This window comes from Caballeronia sp. INML1, from assembly GCF_023631085.1.
Lineage (GTDB): Bacteria > Pseudomonadota > Gammaproteobacteria > Burkholderiales > Burkholderiaceae > Caballeronia > Caballeronia turbans.
Genome location: NZ_JALQDT010000008.1, coordinates 55394 through 70915, shown reverse-complemented (window position 1 = coordinate 70915; position 15522 = coordinate 55394). Strand labels below are relative to the sequence as shown.

13 protein-coding genes are annotated in these 15522 nt (G+C 65.2%); 7 read left to right on the top strand and 6 right to left on the bottom strand.

What is annotated here, in order from left to right; translation table 11 throughout:
- Nucleotides 1–67: 67 nt before the first annotated feature.
- Nucleotides 68–1366, bottom strand: coding sequence for a serine--tRNA ligase (gene serS / locus NCR38_RS03400; RefSeq protein ID WP_061118835.1), 1299 nt, complete (start codon nt 1364–1366; stop codon nt 68–70).
- 127 nt (nt 1367–1493) lie between these two features.
- The gene (locus tag NCR38_RS03395) at nt 1494–2810 is read right to left on the bottom strand and encodes a replication-associated recombination protein A (RefSeq protein WP_061118834.1); all 1317 of its coding nucleotides are present in this window, start codon (nt 2808–2810) and stop codon (nt 1494–1496) included.
- Between the two features lie 177 nt (nt 2811–2987).
- Between NCR38_RS03395 and cytX the strand changes: the two genes are divergently transcribed.
- Nucleotides 2988–4316, top strand: coding sequence for a putative hydroxymethylpyrimidine transporter CytX (gene cytX, locus NCR38_RS03390; RefSeq protein WP_061118913.1), 1329 nt, complete (start codon nt 2988–2990; stop codon nt 4314–4316).
- A 104-nt stretch (nt 4317–4420) separates the two neighbouring features.
- On the opposite strand, the gene speB is transcribed toward cytX, so the two are convergent.
- Nucleotides 4421–5437, bottom strand: a complete 1017-nt coding sequence (gene speB / locus NCR38_RS03385) for an agmatinase (protein WP_061118833.1) — start codon at nt 5435–5437, stop codon at nt 4421–4423.
- A gap of 115 nt (nt 5438–5552) precedes the next feature.
- Between speB and NCR38_RS03380 the strand changes: the two genes are divergently transcribed.
- A complete protein-coding gene (locus tag NCR38_RS03380; protein WP_061118912.1) occupies nt 5553–6473 on the top strand; it encodes a LysR family transcriptional regulator in 921 nt (306 codons plus the stop codon).
- A 31-nt stretch (nt 6474–6504) separates the two neighbouring features.
- Here NCR38_RS03380 and lolA read toward each other — a convergent pair whose 3' ends face one another.
- Nucleotides 6505–7185 (bottom strand): outer membrane lipoprotein chaperone LolA, encoded by a 681-nt coding sequence (gene lolA, locus NCR38_RS03375; RefSeq protein ID WP_061118832.1) that lies wholly within the window; start codon nt 7183–7185, stop codon nt 6505–6507.
- A gap of 28 nt (nt 7186–7213) precedes the next feature.
- Nucleotides 7214–9529, bottom strand: coding sequence for a DNA translocase FtsK (locus NCR38_RS03370; RefSeq protein ID WP_061118911.1), 2316 nt, complete (start codon nt 9527–9529; stop codon nt 7214–7216).
- A 378-nt stretch (nt 9530–9907) separates the two neighbouring features.
- On the opposite strand from NCR38_RS03370, the gene trxB reads away from it, so the two are divergent.
- The 5 genes from trxB to NCR38_RS03345 all read left to right on the top strand — a co-directional run bounded on the left by trxB (nt 9908) and on the right by NCR38_RS03345 (nt 13722).
- A complete protein-coding gene (gene trxB / locus NCR38_RS03365) occupies nt 9908–10903 on the top strand; it encodes a thioredoxin-disulfide reductase (protein ID WP_284502126.1) in 996 nt (331 codons plus the stop codon).
- Between the two features lie 218 nt (nt 10904–11121).
- Complete coding sequence (locus tag NCR38_RS03360; RefSeq protein WP_061118830.1) at nt 11122–11949, top strand: Smr/MutS family protein; 828 nt, start codon at nt 11122–11124, stop codon at nt 11947–11949.
- A gap of 22 nt (nt 11950–11971) precedes the next feature.
- A complete protein-coding gene (locus tag NCR38_RS03355; RefSeq protein WP_250476448.1) occupies nt 11972–12559 on the top strand; it encodes a trimeric intracellular cation channel family protein in 588 nt (195 codons plus the stop codon).
- Between the two features lie 131 nt (nt 12560–12690).
- Nucleotides 12691–13344 (top strand): protein-L-isoaspartate O-methyltransferase, encoded by a 654-nt coding sequence (locus NCR38_RS03350; protein WP_061118828.1) that lies wholly within the window; start codon nt 12691–12693, stop codon nt 13342–13344.
- A 54-nt stretch (nt 13345–13398) separates the two neighbouring features.
- Nucleotides 13399–13722 (top strand): rhodanese-like domain-containing protein, encoded by a 324-nt coding sequence (locus NCR38_RS03345; protein ID WP_061118910.1) that lies wholly within the window; start codon nt 13399–13401, stop codon nt 13720–13722.
- 42 nt (nt 13723–13764) lie between these two features.
- Here NCR38_RS03345 and NCR38_RS03340 read toward each other — a convergent pair whose 3' ends face one another.
- Complete coding sequence (locus tag NCR38_RS03340) at nt 13765–15342, bottom strand: GDSL-type esterase/lipase family protein (RefSeq protein ID WP_250476419.1); 1578 nt, start codon at nt 15340–15342, stop codon at nt 13765–13767.
- Between the last annotated feature and the right edge of the window lie 180 nt (nt 15343–15522).

Sequence of the window (15522 nt, the reverse complement as noted above, 5' to 3'; positions counted from 1 at the left end):
GCTCAACGAAGAACGAAAGTATATCGAACTCTTTCGTGCTTTCCAAGAGCCTTTTTGAAAATAAACGTCACGCCGATGCGGAAACTTCGATTCTTTCCACACCGCGCATGTACGGACGCAAGACCGCCGGAATCGTCACCGAACCGTCCGCGTTCTGGAAGTTCTCGAGCACCGCGACGAGCGTGCGTCCGACCGCCAGCCCCGAACCGTTCAGCGTATGCACGAACTCGGGCTTGCCCTGCGCATTGCGAAAGCGCGCCTGCATGCGACGCGCCTGGAACGCCTCCGTATTCGAGCAGCTCGAAATCTCCCGATACGTGTTCTGTGCAGGCAGCCACACTTCGAGATCGAACGTCTTCGCGGCCGAGAAACCCATATCGCCCGTGCAGAGCGTAATCACGCGATACGGCAGTTCCAGCTTCTGGAGGATCGTCTCCGCTTGCCCGACCATCTCGTCGAGCGCGGCATAAGAATGCTGCGGAGACACGACCTGCACCATCTCGACCTTGTCGAACTGATGCTGGCGAATCAGGCCGCGCGTGTCGCGCCCGTATGAGCCCGCTTCGGAACGGAAGCACGGCGAATGCGCGGTGAGCTTCACCGGCAGCGCACTGGCTTCGAGGATGCTGTCGCGCACCGTGTTGGTCAGCGAGATCTCGGACGTCGAGATCAAATACTGCGTGACCGTGTTCTCGTCGCCGCCCTTCTCGACTCGGAACATGTCGTCGGCGAACTTGGGCAATTGGCCCGTACCGTAGAGAATCTCCGGATTCACGATATACGGCGTGTACGCCTCGGTATAGCCGTGCTGCTCCGTGTGGGTATCGATCATGAACTGCGCGAGCGCGCGATGCAGCCGCGCAATCGGCCCGCGCAGCAACGTGAAGCGCGCGCCCGAAAGCTTCGCGCCCGTTTCGAAATCGAGGCCGAGCGGCGCGCCGACATCGACGTGATCCTTGATCTCGAAGTCGAACGAACGCGGCGCGCCCCAGCGCCGCACTTCGACGTTCTGCGTCTCGTCGTTGCCGACCGGCACGCTCTCGTGCGGCAGGTTCGGCACGGTCAGCATCAGGTCCGACAGACGCTTCTGGATATCCTCCAGCTTCGCCGCCGATTCCTTCATCGTGTCGCCGATGCCGCCCACTTCCGCCATCACCGCAGACGTGTCCTCGCCGCGGCCCTTCATCGCGCCGATCTGTTTCGACAGGCTGTTGCGGCGCGCCTGCAGTTCTTCGGTGCGGGTCTGGATCTCGCGGCGCTCGGCTTCGAGCGCGGCGAAAGCGGCGACGTCGAGCGTATAGCCTCGATCGGCGAGGCGCTTCGCGACGCCGTCCAGGTCTTTGCGGAGGGTTTGTATGTCGAGCATGGCGGGGCAGCTTTGTTAAGTAATCGGAAAGACCGATTTTAGCGCACGGTCATTGCGCGCCGGGGGCGATCGGCCGTCCGCCCGGCGAAACGCAGTTTGCCCGCGCGCGAAACGAACGCCGTGGATTTCATCGCTTCTTTTCGTCGCGATGTTCGCGCCGCCAGGCTTCGTCGAGTTCCGCAAGACGCGCGAGCTTTTCACCGATCTTGCCTTCGAGTCCGCGCGGCGTCGGCTGATACCAGTACGGGTCGCGCATGCCGTCGGGCAGATACGTTTCGCCCGCCGCGTAGGCGTCGGGCTCGTCGTGCGCGTAGCGGTACTCGTGTCCGTAGCCAAGCTCCTTCATCAGCTTGGTCGGCGCGTTTCGCAGATGCACCGGCACGCCGCGCGACTGATCCTTGCCGACGAAGCGCCGCGCCTCGTTGTACGCGTTGTAGCCCGCGTTCGACTTGGGCGCGACCGCCAGATAGATGAGCGCCTGTGCGAGCGCCAGTTCACCTTCCGGCGTTCCGAGCCGCTCGTACGTCTCGGCCGCATCGAGCGCGATGCGCGCGGCGCGCGGATCGGCCAGACCGATGTCCTCCCACGCCATGCGCACGATGCGCCGCGCCATATAACGCGGGTCAGCGCCGCCGTCGAGCATGCGGCAGAACCAGTAGAGCGCGGCGTCCGGATTGCTGCCGCGCACGGATTTGTGCAGCGCGCTGATCTGGTCGTAAAACGCGTCGCCGCCCTTGTCGAAGCGCCGCAGATTCTCGGCGAGCGCGCTGCCGAGGAGCGCACCGTCGATGTCGGTCTGCTTTTGCTGCGCCGCCGCGCGCGCGACGATCTCCAGATTGTTCAGCAGCTTGCGGCCGTCGCCGTCGGCGGAGCCGATCAGCGCGTCGCGGGCTTCGTCGGTGAACGTCAGTCCGCCGAGTTCCTTCGTCGCGCGTTCGAGCAGCTCTTTCAGTTCATCGGCGTCGAGACTTTTCAGCACGTAGACCGCCGCCCGCGACAAGAGCGCGCTGTTCACCTCGAACGAAGGATTCTCGGTCGTCGCGCCGACGAACACGAACAGGCCCGACTCCACGTGCGGCAAGAACGCATCCTGCTGACTCTTGTTGAAGCGATGCACTTCGTCGACGAACACGAGCGTCTGGTGCCCGTTCGCGCGATGGATCTGCGCCGTCTCCACCGCCTCGCGGATGTCCTTCACGCCCGAGAGCACCGCCGAGAGCGAGATGAACTGCGCGTGGAACGCATCGGCCATGAGGCGCGCGAGCGTGGTCTTGCCGACGCCGGGCGGGCCCCAGAGAATCATCGAATGCGCCTCACCCGATTCGAACGCGACGCGCAGCGGCTTGTTTGGACCGAGCAGATGTTTCTGGCCGATCACGTCGTCGATGGTGCGGGGGCGCAGGCGCTCCGCGAGCGGAACGTTGCCACGGTTTTCTTCGAACATGTGCTGTGCGATGCGGATTGACGCAGTTGGGTGGATCGCGGCGATAATCTCGCCCTTCAGGGAAGGCGCGGCGCGGTCGCGGAATCGGGTCATTATGACAGCCTGACAGCGGCGGACTCGCACGAAGCGGGCCGCGCGCCCGGAAACCACGCTACGACACGACAAGGACGCAATCCGATGGGGCAAGAGCACACCACGAACGCCGCGGCGCACGGCGAAACCTCGACCTACGCGCCGCTCACGCCGGTTCCGCCGGAACGGCGCGCCTTCGGCACGGGCGATGCCTTCGCGCTGTGGTTCTCGCTCGGCATCGGGCTGCTGGTCGCGCAGGCGGGTGCGCTGCTCGTGCCGGGATTGTCGTTGCCGCACGCGCTGACGGCGATCGTCATCGGCACGGTGATCGGCGTCGTGCTGCTCGCGCTGGCGGGTGTCGTCGGCACGGATACGGGGCTCGCGGCGATGTCGTCGCTGCGCCCGACGCTCGGCGTGCGCGGCGCGTCGGTGCCGGCGGTGCTCAACGCGGTGCAGCTCGTCGGCTGGGGCTCGTTCGAGATCATCGTGATGCGCGATTCCGCCGATGCGCTCGCGAAGCAATCCTTCCACCTTTCGATGCCGCTCGTCTGGACGCTCATCTTCGGCGCACTCGCGACGCTGCTCGCGGTCAGCGGGCCGCTTTCGTTCGTGCGGCGTTTCCTGCGAACCTGGGGCATCTGGCTGCTGCTCGGCGGCGCGGGCTGGCTCACGTGGAATCTGCTCGCGCAGCACGATCTCGCCGCGCTGCTGTCGCGCCCCGGCACGGGCGAGCTGGCGTTCGGCGCGGGCATCGACCTCGTCGTCGCGATGCCGCTCTCGTGGTTGCCGCTCATCGCCGATTACACGCGCTTCGGCAAAAGCGCCGGCGGCGCGTTCCGCGGCACGCTGCTCGGCTACGGCATCGCGAATCTGTGGTTCTATGCGCTCGGCGCGATCTACGGACTCGCGGCGGGCGGCGGCGATGCGCTTCTCACGACCGCGTTCGCGCAGGCCGGCGGCGGCATCGCGCTCTTCCTCATTCTGATCGACGAAATCGACAACGCCTTCGCCGATATCCACTCCGCGGCCGTATCGACGGGCACGTTCTGGGCGCGCGCCAGCGTGCCGATGCTCTCATGCGCGTTCGGCGCGCTGTGCACGCTCGTCGCGCTCGTCGTCGCGATGGGCAAGTATCAGAACTTCCTGTTGCTGATCGGCTCGGTGTTCGCGCCGCTCTTCGGCGTCGTGCTGGCCGATCACTTCATCGTGCGCAAGCGCCGCATCGACGCCGCCGCGCTCGGGTCCGTCGAAGGACGCTACGGTTTTTCCGGCGGCTGGCATGTGAGCGCGTTCATCGCGTGGGGCATCGGGATCGCGGCGTATCACGCGATCAATCAATGGCTGCCGAATCTCGGCGCGACGCTGCCCGCGCTCGCGCTCGGCGCGGTGTGCTATCTGCTGCTCGTGTCGGGGCGACGCCGCGCTTACGCGTGACGCCATACGAAAAAGCCGCCTGTTTCTGGCGGCTTTTTCACATCGACTCGCGTACCTCGGCCGCTGCGGCACTGAAGCGCGCGTCTCGCCGCGCGATCCGCGTCTTATCTCGCCGCGCGATACTCGACGCCCGGCAGCACGCACAGCAACTCGAACGCGAGGTTCGCGCCCAGCAGCGCCGTCGTCCCGAACGGGTCATAGGGTGGCGCAACCTCCACCAGATCCGCGCCGACGATATTCAGCCCCCGCGCGCCGCGCACGATCTCGAGCGCCTGCGGCACCGTCAACCCTGCGATTTCCGGCGTGCCGGTGCCGGGCGCAAATGCGGGATCGATGCCGTCGATATCGAACGTGATGTAGACGGGGCCATCGCCCATTTGCGCGCGCACTTCGTCCATCAGCGGCGCGAGCGATTTGTTCCAGCACTCTTCCGTCTGCACGACGCGGAAACCCTGGTCGCGGCACCAGTCGAAATCGCCGGCTTCGTAACCGGTGCCGCGCAGGCCGATCTGCACGACGCGCGAGCAATCGAGCAAGCCCTCTTCCACCGCGCGCCTGAACGGCGTGCCGTGCGCGATCTTCTCGCCGAACATCGTGTCGTTGACGTCCGCGTGGGCGTCGATATGAATCAGCCCGACCTTGCCGTGCTTCGCATGGATCGCGCGCAGGATCGGCAGCGCGATGGTGTGATCGCCGCCCAGCGTGAGCGGCTTGCAGTCGTGTTTCAGGATCTCGCGGTAAGCGCGCTCGATGCGGCCGATCGAATCGAGCAGGTTGTACGGATTGATCGCGACATCGCCGATATCCGCGACGCGTAGCGAATCGAAAGGTGCTGCGCGCGTCGCCATGTTGTATGGGCGCAGCAGCACCGATTCGCTGCGCACCTGGCGTGGACCGAAGCGCGCGCCGGTGCGGTTCGACGTGCCGAGATCGAACGGCACGCCGACGAAACACGCATCCAGCCCTTCTGCCGACTGGACGTGCGGCAGGCGCATCATTGTCGTGATGCCGCCGCAGCGCGGCATCTGGTTGCCCGACAGCGGCTGCGGGCGCTCGGCGCGCTGTTCGATGAAGTGCGAATCGAAGTGTTCGGCGGGCGCGAAAAGCGATGATGTATTCATGGCGTGAGATGGGTTCCCGTTGTCTTACGACGATTAATAGCCGCTTTTCGGTGAAGATAAAATGGCGCCGAAATTAACTTAACATCGATAATTATCGATGTATCCGGCGGCGCCCATGTTCACTCACCTTTCCGATCTCGACCTGCGCCTCATCCGCGTGTTCCTCGCCATCGCCGATGCGGGCGGCGTCTCGTCGGCGCAGGCGACGCTCAACGTCGGGCAATCGACCATCAGCACGCAGCTCGCGACGCTCGAAACGCGGCTCGGCTACCGGCTCTGCGAGCGCGGGCGCGGCGGCTTCGCGCTGACCTCGCGCGGCGAACGGTTCGTCGAGGCGTGCCGGACGCTGCTCGCCGCCATCGACACGTTCGATTCGACCGCGCGCAACGTCGGCAAGAAGCTCGTCGGTACGCTCACGCTCGGCATGATCGGCAACACGCCCGTCAGCGCAAATGCGCGCGTCAGTCAGGCGATCGCGCGGTTCCGGCAGCGCGACGAATCCGTGCGCTTCGCGGTGCTGGTGCGCTCGCCGGGCGAGCTGGAGGAGATGCTGCTGGCCGAGCGTATCCAGGTGGCGATCGGCTACTTCTGGCATCGCGTGCCGTCGCTCGAGTACACCGAGATCTTCGCGGAGGATCAGCTTGCATACTGCGGACGCGGGCATCCGCTGTTCGCGCAGGCGGGCGGCGTCGGCCTTGCGCAGGCATTCGAGCACGACTGGGCATGGCGCAGCTATCCGCTGCCCGAAGCCGGCGAGCTCACGCCGCGCAATATCGGCGCGGTCGCGGACAACATGGAGGCCGTCGCGATGCTCGTGCTATCGGGCCGGCATCTCGGTTATCTGCCCGAGCATTTCGCCGCGCCGTATGTGAAAGACGGCGTCCTCGCGCCGCTGAATCCGCACGCGATGCGCTATCGCGTCGCGTTCCAGATGGTCACGCGCGCGGAACGCCTCAGCGGCGCGCGGGGCGCGAAGCGCGAGATCGTGGAAGCATTTCTCGAGGACATGGCCGCGGCGCACGCGGCCATCGAATGAAAAAGAGCGCGTTCGTCGCGCCCTTTCTGGATCAGCCGTTGATCACGTCCGCGCCCTTCGGCACGGTGAACTTGAAGGTATCGCTCTTGATCGGCGGATTCTTCTGGATGTTCGAGAACGTGAGCAGCGTGACGTTGCCGAACACGTCGTGCAGTTCCATCGCCTGCAGATTGCCGTCCTTGAAGCCGATGCCGACCGTCTCGAATTGCGTGTCCTTCGCCTTCGGCGTGAGCTCCAGCCAGTCGATGCCGCCCTTCTCTCCGGCATCGCGCAGGTTGAAGTTCTTTTCCAGATCGTTGCTGCCGAAGAGGATCGCCGCCGGACTCGCGCCGAGCGCGCCGCCGAGCGTGCGCACGGTGACCTGGTTCAGGTCCTTGTCGTAGACGTAGAGCTTGTCGCCGTCGGCCTGGAGGATCTGCGAGTACGGCTTCTGATACGACCAGATGAACTTGCCCGGCCGCGCGAACATGAAGGTTCCGCTGGAGGTCGCGCCCTTGGTCGGCATCGCGTTCGAGGTCGCGCCATTGTTGGTCTTGCCGGGCGCCTTGATTTCCTGCTGCGTGAAGTCGCCGCGCGCCGCGCGGACTTGCGACACGAATGCCTTCAGCTGCTCCGTGCCGCTCGCGAATGCGTGCGATGCGAAGAGCATCGACGCCGAAAACATCGCCGCACCGAACGCCCTGGCGAGCGAATTCCCCGTAAATTGTTTCATCGTTATGTTCTCCAATTGGACGCGCACGTCACTCCGCGTCGCGGGCCGGCGTCAGGATTTCGCGGTTGCCGTTCGACGACATCGCCGACACGAGTCCCGAGTTCTCCATCTGTTCGAGCAGACGCGCCGCGCGGTTGTAGCCGATGCGCAAATGCCGCTGCACGAGCGAGATCGACGCGCGCCGGTTCTTGATGACGACCTCGACCGCCTGATCGTACAAAGGGTCCGACTCGCCATCGGCACCGCCGGTTCCGCCCGCGCCCGCCGAGCCTTCGTCGCCATCGCCCGCGAGCCCGCCTTCGAGAATGCCCTCGATATAGTTCGGCTCGCCGTGCTCCTTCAACTTGTCGACCACGCGATGCACTTCCTCGTCCGACACGAATGCGCCATGCACGCGCACCGGCAAGCCCGAGCCCGGCGGCAGATAGAGCATGTCGCCCATGCCGAGCAGCGACTCGGCGCCTTGCTGATCGAGAATCGTGCGTGAATCGATTTTCGACGACACCTGGAACGCCATGCGCGTCGGCACGTTCGCCTTGATGAGGCCGGTGATCACGTCCACCGACGGACGCTGCGTCGCGAGGATCAGGTGGATGCCCGCCGCGCGCGCTTTCTGCGCGATGCGCGCGATCAGCTCTTCGACCTTCTTGCCGACGACCATCATCAGGTCGGCGAGTTCGTCGATCACGACGACGATGTTCGGCAGGCGCGTGAGCGGCTCGGGCTCGTCGGGTGTGAGGCTGAACGGATTCGGAATCTTTTCGTCGCGCTTCTTCGCTTCGTCGATCTTCGTGTTGAAGCTCGCGAGATTGCGCACGCCCATCTTGCTCATCAGCTTGTAGCGGCGCTCCATCTCCGCGACCGCCCAGTTGAGCGCGTGGCCCGCCTGCCGCATGTCGGTTACGACCGGACACAGCAAATGAGGAATGCCTTCGTAGACGCTCATCTCGAGCATCTTCGGATCGATGAGAATCAGGCGCACCTGATCCGCGCTCGCCTTGTAGAGCAGCGAGAGGATCATCGCGTTGATGCCGACCGACTTGCCCGAGCCCGTCGTGCCGGCGACGAGCAAGTGCGGCATCTTCGCGAGATCGGCGCAGACCGGATTGCCGCCGATGTCCTTGCCGAGACCCATCGTCAGCGGCGACGCGCCGTTCGCATAGACCTCGGAGCCGAGAATCTCGGAGAGCTTGACCGTCTGACGGCGCTGGTTCGGCAGTTCGAGGGCCATGTAGTTCTTGCCCGGGATCGTCTCGACGACGCGAATCGACACGAGCGACAGCGAGCGCGCCAGATCCTTCGCGAGACCGACGATCTGGCTGCCCTTCACGCCCGTCGCCGGCTCGATTTCATAGCGCGTGACGACCGGCCCCGGATACGCGGCAATCACACTCACCTCGACGCCGAAGTCCTTCAGCTTCTTTTCGATGAGCCGCGACGTGTATTCGAGCGTATCGGCGGCGATGGTTTCCTGCGTCTTGGGCGGCGGATCGAGCAAGGCGAGCGGCGGCAATGTGGAATCGCCCGGCAGGTCCTTGAAGAGCGGCACCTGCTTTTCCTTCTCGGCGCGTTCGGAGCGCGCGGGCGTGGGCGCGGCGGGCACGATCACCACGGGTTCGTGATCCTCGCTCTTCTCTCGCGAGCGCACGACCTTGCCTTCGCGCTTCGACGCGGCCGCTTCGCCGAGCTTGCGGTCGCGTCCAGCCTCGCGGCGCAGTTGCGCGCCGGTGATCGCGTTGAGAATGCCGTCGCCGAGCTTCTCGCATACGGACAGCCACGAGAAACGGAAATAGAGCGACAAGCCGATCGCGAGCGCGATCAGAAGGAACAGTGTCGCGCCCGTGAAGCCGAGCGCATGCGAAACATGCCGCGCGACGAGATCGCCGACCACGCCGCCCGGTGCGCGCGGCAACTGCACCTTGAGCGACCACATACGCAGGGCCTCGATGCCGTCGCTCGCGATGAGCACGAGCACGAATGCGAACGCTTCCGCAAGCCAGGTGCGGTCGCGCGGCGCGTCTTCATCGACAACGGGCGGCTGCGTGATGCGCCTGTAATTCGCGACGATGCGCCGCGCGAGCAGCACGACCAGCCAGTAGGAAGACAGCCCGAAGACGAGCAGCAGGATATCGGACGTGTAGGCGCCGACGCGCCCCGCCCAGTTCCCGATGTGATCGACGCTCACCGCGTGAGTCCAGCTCGGATCCTTGCGGCTGTACGAAAGGAGCGCCATCACGAGGAACAGTCCGAGCGCGACCTGGAGGATCCAGCGAATTTCGGTGAAGAGCCGTGACATGCGGTGCGGCAACGCCTGCGGGCTCGCGGAATAGGTAGCTTTGGCCATTGATTCGGTGTCGCTGTGTGTCGCTTGCTTGCGGCTCGCGCCTTGGCGCAAGGGCCGCCTGGAACGGTGGCCTATTGTAAACGCTGCATTGCGGTGAAAGGCGCAAAACGGGCGCCTTCTTGCAACCTGTAACACTCGTCACGCGCACGTCATGCGGCCGTTTCTGCCCGCCGCGCCTATCAAACCGATTGAAAGGTTCACTCGGAAGGCTTTTCCAGCGGCCTTTATAATCCCCTTTTTGCACCTAAATTCGGTACATCGGGTGCGTCGCGGCGCGTTCTGCGGCCACGAGCCGCGTCGATATTGCTGCATTGCAGGCGATCGGCGTGACATGCCCGCGCGCACCTCCGAGCTGACCATCAAAAACGGACCATCATCATGTCTTCGCCCAAACACGCCAAAGTGCTGATTCTCGGTTCCGGCCCCGCCGGCTACTCCGCCGCCGTGTACGCCGCGCGCGCGAACCTGTCGCCGCTGCTCGTCACAGGCCTTGCGCAAGGCGGCCAGCTGATGACCACCACGGATGTCGAGAACTGGCCGGCGGACCCGTCGGGTGTGCAGGGCCCGGAGTTGATGCAGCGTTTCGAAGAGCATGCGCGCCGCTTCAACACCGAGATCGTGTTCGATCACATCCACACCGCGAAGCTCAACGAGCGCCCCTTCCGTCTGATCGGCGATTCCGGCGAGTACACCTGCGATTCGCTCATCATCGCGACGGGCGCGTCGGCGCAATATCTCGGCGTGCCGTCGGAAGAAGCGTTCATGGGCAAGGGCGTGTCGGCTTGCGCGACCTGCGACGGCTTCTTCTATCGCAACGGCGAAGTCGCAGTGATCGGCGGCGGCAATACGGCCGTCGAGGAAGCGATCTATCTCGCGGGCATTGCGAAGAAGGTGACGGTCGTGCATCGCCGCGACAAGTTCCGCGCCGAGCCTATCCTCATCGACCGGCTGCTCGCGAAGGAAAAGGAAGGCATCGTCGATATCAAGTGGAACCACGTGCTCGACGAAGTCACCGGCGATGCTTCCGGCGTCACGGGCCTGCGCGTCAAGGATACGCAGAGCGGCAAGACCACGGACATCGCGCTGCAAGGCGTGTTCGTCGCGATCGGCCACAAGCCGAATACCGATCTCTTCGTCAACCAGCTCGAGATGAAGAACGGCTACATCATCACGAAGGGCGGCACCACCGGCGACGCCACCGCGACGAGCATCCCCGGCGTGTTCGCGGCGGGCGACGTGCAGGATCACGTCTATCGCCAGGCGATCACGAGCGCGGGCACGGGCTGCATGGCCGCCCTCGATGCGCAGCGTTACCTCGAGACCATCGACGAAACGCCGACGCCGCATTCGATGAGCCACGAAGCGGATCGCTGATCGGACGCCGATCAGGCGCGGCAAGGCGCGGCGAGCCGTTAGAATGGAATTCGCCCGCTTCCGGCGCGCCCCATGATGCCGAGTCGCGCCGGCATGCAACGACAACGGGCCACGGTTCAAGCCGCCGGCCCGTTTTCGATTCGACGCGCGGCATGCGGTGATTCACGCGGCGCGCATCGCGTCGAGCCTGATTCCTGTCGATTTCCGCTGGCTGAACGATGCCGAAGAATCTCCCTCACCCGAACGAACCGAAAGTCCGGCGCAAGGAAGCGCCGCGCCCCGCCACGTCCGCTGAAACCAGGCCGGTCGATGCGCGCGACGTCGCCGCCGCCGTGAAACGCGACGGACTATCGGGTCTGTCGACGCTCAAGCGCGCGCTGAAAGCCGATGCCGAGAAGCGCGAAGTCCAGCGCGTCGCGGCGGCGCGCGCCGAACGCGAAGCCGTCGCCGATGCGGACGAATTTCGCCGCGCGATCGGCGAAGTCGAACCGCTCAGGACGCCGCCGCGCACGACCGTCACGCGACTGCCGCCTCCGCCCGTCGCGCTGCAAAGCCGCCGCGACGAAGAAGCCGTGCTGCAGGAAGCACTCTCCGACGAATACGATCCCGAAAGCCTGCTCGACATCGACGAAACGCTGTCCTTCCTGCGGCCCGGCATCAGCCAGGAAGTCGTGAGGAAGCTCAGGCGCGGCGCATGGATCGTGCAGGCGCAGCTCGATCTGCATGGCATGCGCCGAGAAGAAGCGCGCGAGGCGCTCGCGGAGTTCATCCGCGAATCGGTCAAGCGCGGGCTGCGGTGTCTGCGGGTGATTCACGGCAAGGGACTCGGCTCCATCGGCAAGGAGCCGGTGCTGAAGGGCAAGGTGCGCGCGTGGCTCGTGCAGAAGTCGGAAGTGATCGCCTTCTGTCAGGCGCGGCCGCACGACGGCGGCGCGGGCGCGGTGCTCGTGCTTCTGCAGCCGGGCCGCGCGCCGCGTCATCACGATCATCCGCAGGACAAGAGCCTCGGCAAGAACCGCGATCCGGGGCCGGACAGTGCATCCTAGACTCACCCTCGCCATCACCGTCATGGAGGCGCTCGCGATTTTCGCGTACGCGTTCTCCGGGCTCATCGAAGCGCGCAAGCGCCGGCTCGACGCAGTCGGCGCGTTTCTCGTCGCGCTCGTCACCGCGTTCGGCGGCGGCACGGTGCGCGACGTGCTGCTTTCGCGTCGACCGTTCTACTGGGTGGAGCATCAGGACTACGTGCTCCTCATCTTCGCGATGGCGATTTTCGCGCCCATCTTCCTGCGCGTCACATCGCGGCTCTTCGACCAGCGTGCGCTGCTCATCACCGATGCGATCGGGCTCGGGCTTTTCAGCGTGTCCGGCACCTCGATCGCGCTCGATGCGCAGATGCCCGCCTTCACCGCCACGATGATGGGCGTCGTCACCGGCGTGTTCGGCGGCGTCCTTCGCGACGTGCTCTGCAACGAGATTCCGCTGATCCTGCGCGACTCGCGCCCCTACGCGGTGTGCGCCTTCGCCGGCTGCTGGATCTATCTCGGGCTCGAGCGGCTCGATGTCGACACGATCTACAACGTGCTGATTTCGACGGCGTTCATCCTGATCGCGCGGCTCATCACCTTCAAGTTCGATATCCGCCTGCCGCACTAGCCGCAAGCGCGCGGCGCCGCCGCGCGCGAAACAGGCGGGAAAAACCGTCCATTTGCTACAATCGCGTAGTTTTCTAGCCCCGCATCCGGCCGCGATGCAGCCCGCTCCGGTCGCCATCACGCACACAGAACATGAACATCGAGCAAGCGCGTTTCAACATGATCGAGCAACAGATTCGTCCGTGGGAAGTGCTGGACCAGGACGTGCTGAACCTGCTCGCGATCGTCAAGCGCGAGAACTTCGTTCCCGCCGCGTACCGCAACATCGCTTTCGCGGACCTCGAAATTCCGCTGCCGGGCGGCGAGCGCATGCTCTCGCCGAAGGTCGAAGCGCGCGTCCTGCAGGAACTGGCAGTCCACAAGGGCGAAACCGTGCTGGAAATCGGCGCCGGCTCGGGCTACATGGCGGCGCTGCTCGCGCATCGCGGCCGCAACGTGACGACAGTCGAGATCTCGCCCGAACTCGCCGATTTCGCGAAGCAGAACCTCGCTGCGAACGGCGTGACGAACGTGGAAGTGATCACCGGCGACGGCGCACTCGGCTGGGATCGGGGCGCGCCTTACGACGTGATCTGCGTGTCGGGCGGGCTGCCCGTCATGCCGCAGGAATTCCTCGAGCAACTGAAGATCGGCGGGCGCATCGCGGCGTTCGTCGGCGCGGCGCCGGTCATGAAGGCGCAGATCATCACGCGCGTGGATGAAAAGCAGTTCCGCGTGTCGGACGTGTTCGAAACGCTTGTCGCGCCGCTGAAGAACGCGGTGCATCCGTCGCACTTCAAGTTCTAAGCCGAAAGCGCGGTGCCGGTTGTGGCCGGCGTCGCGCGTCTTGCCAGGATCTCAATGCAAAACCTCACCGCACCCGAACTCGCCGCGTGGCTCGCGGATGCCTCACGCCCCGCCCCCGTTCTGCTCGACGTGCGCGAGCCGTGGGAAATCCAGACGGCGAAGATGGACAACATCGTGGCGATTCCGATGCGCGACATCCCTGCGCGCAGCGAAGAGCTCGATGACGAAGCGCAGATCGTCTGCATCTGCCATCACGGCGCGCGCAGCGCGCAGGTCGCGATGTTCCTGGAATCGCGCGGCTTCACGCAGACTTTCAACCTGTACGGCGGCATCGACGCATGGTCGCGTCAGGTCGATCCGTCGGTTCCCACGTACTGACCGCGCTTCGGGCCGCACATTGCGCGCGGCCCGCGCCCTTTCTCATCCCTCGCTCGACCACAGCGCCGTGCCGCGCGCCGAAAAGATCACGAGATATCCGTTCGGCAGGATAGTCGCATAGGCGCCCGGATTGCCCGAGGTGTGCGTCTGCCAGACCATCGCGCCATTGCTGTCGTACATCGCCAGATTGCCGTCCGGCTGCATGCGCACCTCGACACCCGGCGTGCCGCTCACGCGCGATGACCAGATCGTCGCGCCATTCCTGACGGCGACGAGGTAACCGTCGCTCTGCAAGTTCAGTTGCACGCTGCCGCTGCACGCTGTAAGCGATCCGCCCGCGCCGAGACCTTCGCCCGACGCAAGAACGCCGCACGCGGTGGGCGCGTTGATCGGCGGCAGCGCGGCGAACCAGGCCAGATCGACGGCATTGGCGATCGCCTGCATCCCGGCATCGTTCGGATGCAGGTCGTCACCGCTGTTGTAGGTGCGCGTGAACGCGGAAGAGGTGTCCGCGCCCGCCGGGCGGCCCAGCGCTGCGGCCTGATCGAGCACGGCGTCGCAGCCGCTCTTTTTGTCGCGCAGATACGCATTCACCGTCTGGCGCGTGTTCTCGATCTCCGGCGTCCATGCGTCCAGGCCTTCAAAGGGCGTGAGCGTCGAGCAGATCAGTCCCACTCTCGCAGCACTCGTCTGCTGCACGAGCTGCTGATAGGCGCCGATGATCTGCTGCGCGCTCGGCGGATTGCCGCTGATGAGATTGTTCACCGCGTCGTCGGAAACGATCACCCACTTCACGTTGGGTTGCCCGAGCACGTCGCGGCTGAAGCGCTTGAGTCCGGACTGGCCTGAGCCGTCCGTGAAAAAGTCGTTTCCGCTGATGCCCTGATTCAGCACGCCGACCGTCATGCCCGCGCGACTCAGCCGCTCGGCGAGCCGGTTCGGCCAGCGCCGGTTCGTGTTGGGCGTCGATGACAAGCCGTCCGTGATCGAGGCACCGAACGTGACCACCGCGCCCGTCGCCGCGGCGTTCATTACATCGACATTGGTGAGGAAGTAATACGACTGCTCGCCCGCCGCGTTCACGACGCCGCCCGCGAACGCCGGGTCCGCGCTGACGTCGCCCGGCGCGATGTAGTTGTCCTGCAAGCCCTCGATGTGGCCGGTCGATCCCGGCGGCGTTTGCGACGGAATGTGAAAGCTCACGGCGATATCGGCGAGTGCGGGCACCTGAAATGGGATGGCGTCGGTCTGAACCGTGCCGCCCGCGGGAATCGTGACGTAGGGCTGGCCGTTGAAAGTCGCGGCGCGATCCGTGCCGGCGATCGTCCGGGCTCCGCTCTCACGGCGCGCGATATGCACGTCGCCGAGCGTGACCGGCTTCGCGCCGAAGACATTGGAGAACGTCAGGCGCGCCGCCGTGCCGCCGATACTCGTGTGCACGATCTGGCGAATCGTCTGATTGTTGAAGCCGGGATCGCCCGTGACGTCAGGCGAGGCCGACCAGGTCCCGGTCCACGGTGCTGTCGTGATGACCCCCTGCGCAAAATAATGCGAGGTATCGGGCCAGGACAGAAAAACGGCGAGCGTAAGCCCGATAAACGTACGAAGCCCTCGTTTCACGCCGCCTCCCATGTGTCGACGGGCAGCAGCGTCTGAAACGCGCGGCGCCATCTTTCATTTTCGTAAAACGAAACTACAGCAGCTTGTCCGCGTGGCGCCCGTGCGCTGGCGTACAGACAACGCAAAAACCGTGGAAATAGCGGCGTTAAAAAAATAGCCGCATGGGCGCCTCGCTCATGC

What these genes read in the sequence shown, in the direction of transcription:
- speB (WP_061118833.1), bottom strand. Translation starts at nt 5,437, where the DNA reads ATGAATACATCATCGCTTTTCGCGCCCGCCGAACACTTCGATTCGCAC.
- NCR38_RS03345 (WP_061118910.1), top strand. Translation starts at nt 13,399, where the DNA reads ATGCAAAACCTCACCGCACCCGAACTCGCCGCGTGGCTCGCGGATGCC.
- NCR38_RS03370 (WP_061118911.1), bottom strand. Translation starts at nt 9,529, where the DNA reads ATGGCCAAAGCTACCTATTCCGCGAGCCCGCAGGCGTTGCCGCACCGC.
- serS (WP_061118835.1), bottom strand. Translation starts at nt 1,366, where the DNA reads ATGCTCGACATACAAACCCTCCGCAAAGACCTGGACGGCGTCGCGAAG.
- NCR38_RS03395 (WP_061118834.1), bottom strand. Translation starts at nt 2,810, where the DNA reads ATGTTCGAAGAAAACCGTGGCAACGTTCCGCTCGCGGAGCGCCTGCGC.
- trxB (WP_284502126.1), top strand. Translation starts at nt 9,908, where the DNA reads ATGTCTTCGCCCAAACACGCCAAAGTGCTGATTCTCGGTTCCGGCCCC.
- lolA (WP_061118832.1), bottom strand. Translation starts at nt 7,185, where the DNA reads ATGAAACAATTTACGGGGAATTCGCTCGCCAGGGCGTTCGGTGCGGCG.
- NCR38_RS03350 (WP_061118828.1), top strand. Translation starts at nt 12,691, where the DNA reads ATGAACATCGAGCAAGCGCGTTTCAACATGATCGAGCAACAGATTCGT.
- NCR38_RS03355 (WP_250476448.1), top strand. Translation starts at nt 11,972, where the DNA reads ATGGAGGCGCTCGCGATTTTCGCGTACGCGTTCTCCGGGCTCATCGAA.
- NCR38_RS03360 (WP_061118830.1), top strand. Translation starts at nt 11,122, where the DNA reads ATGCCGAAGAATCTCCCTCACCCGAACGAACCGAAAGTCCGGCGCAAG.
- cytX (WP_061118913.1), top strand. Translation starts at nt 2,988, where the DNA reads ATGGGGCAAGAGCACACCACGAACGCCGCGGCGCACGGCGAAACCTCG.
- NCR38_RS03380 (WP_061118912.1), top strand. Translation starts at nt 5,553, where the DNA reads ATGTTCACTCACCTTTCCGATCTCGACCTGCGCCTCATCCGCGTGTTC.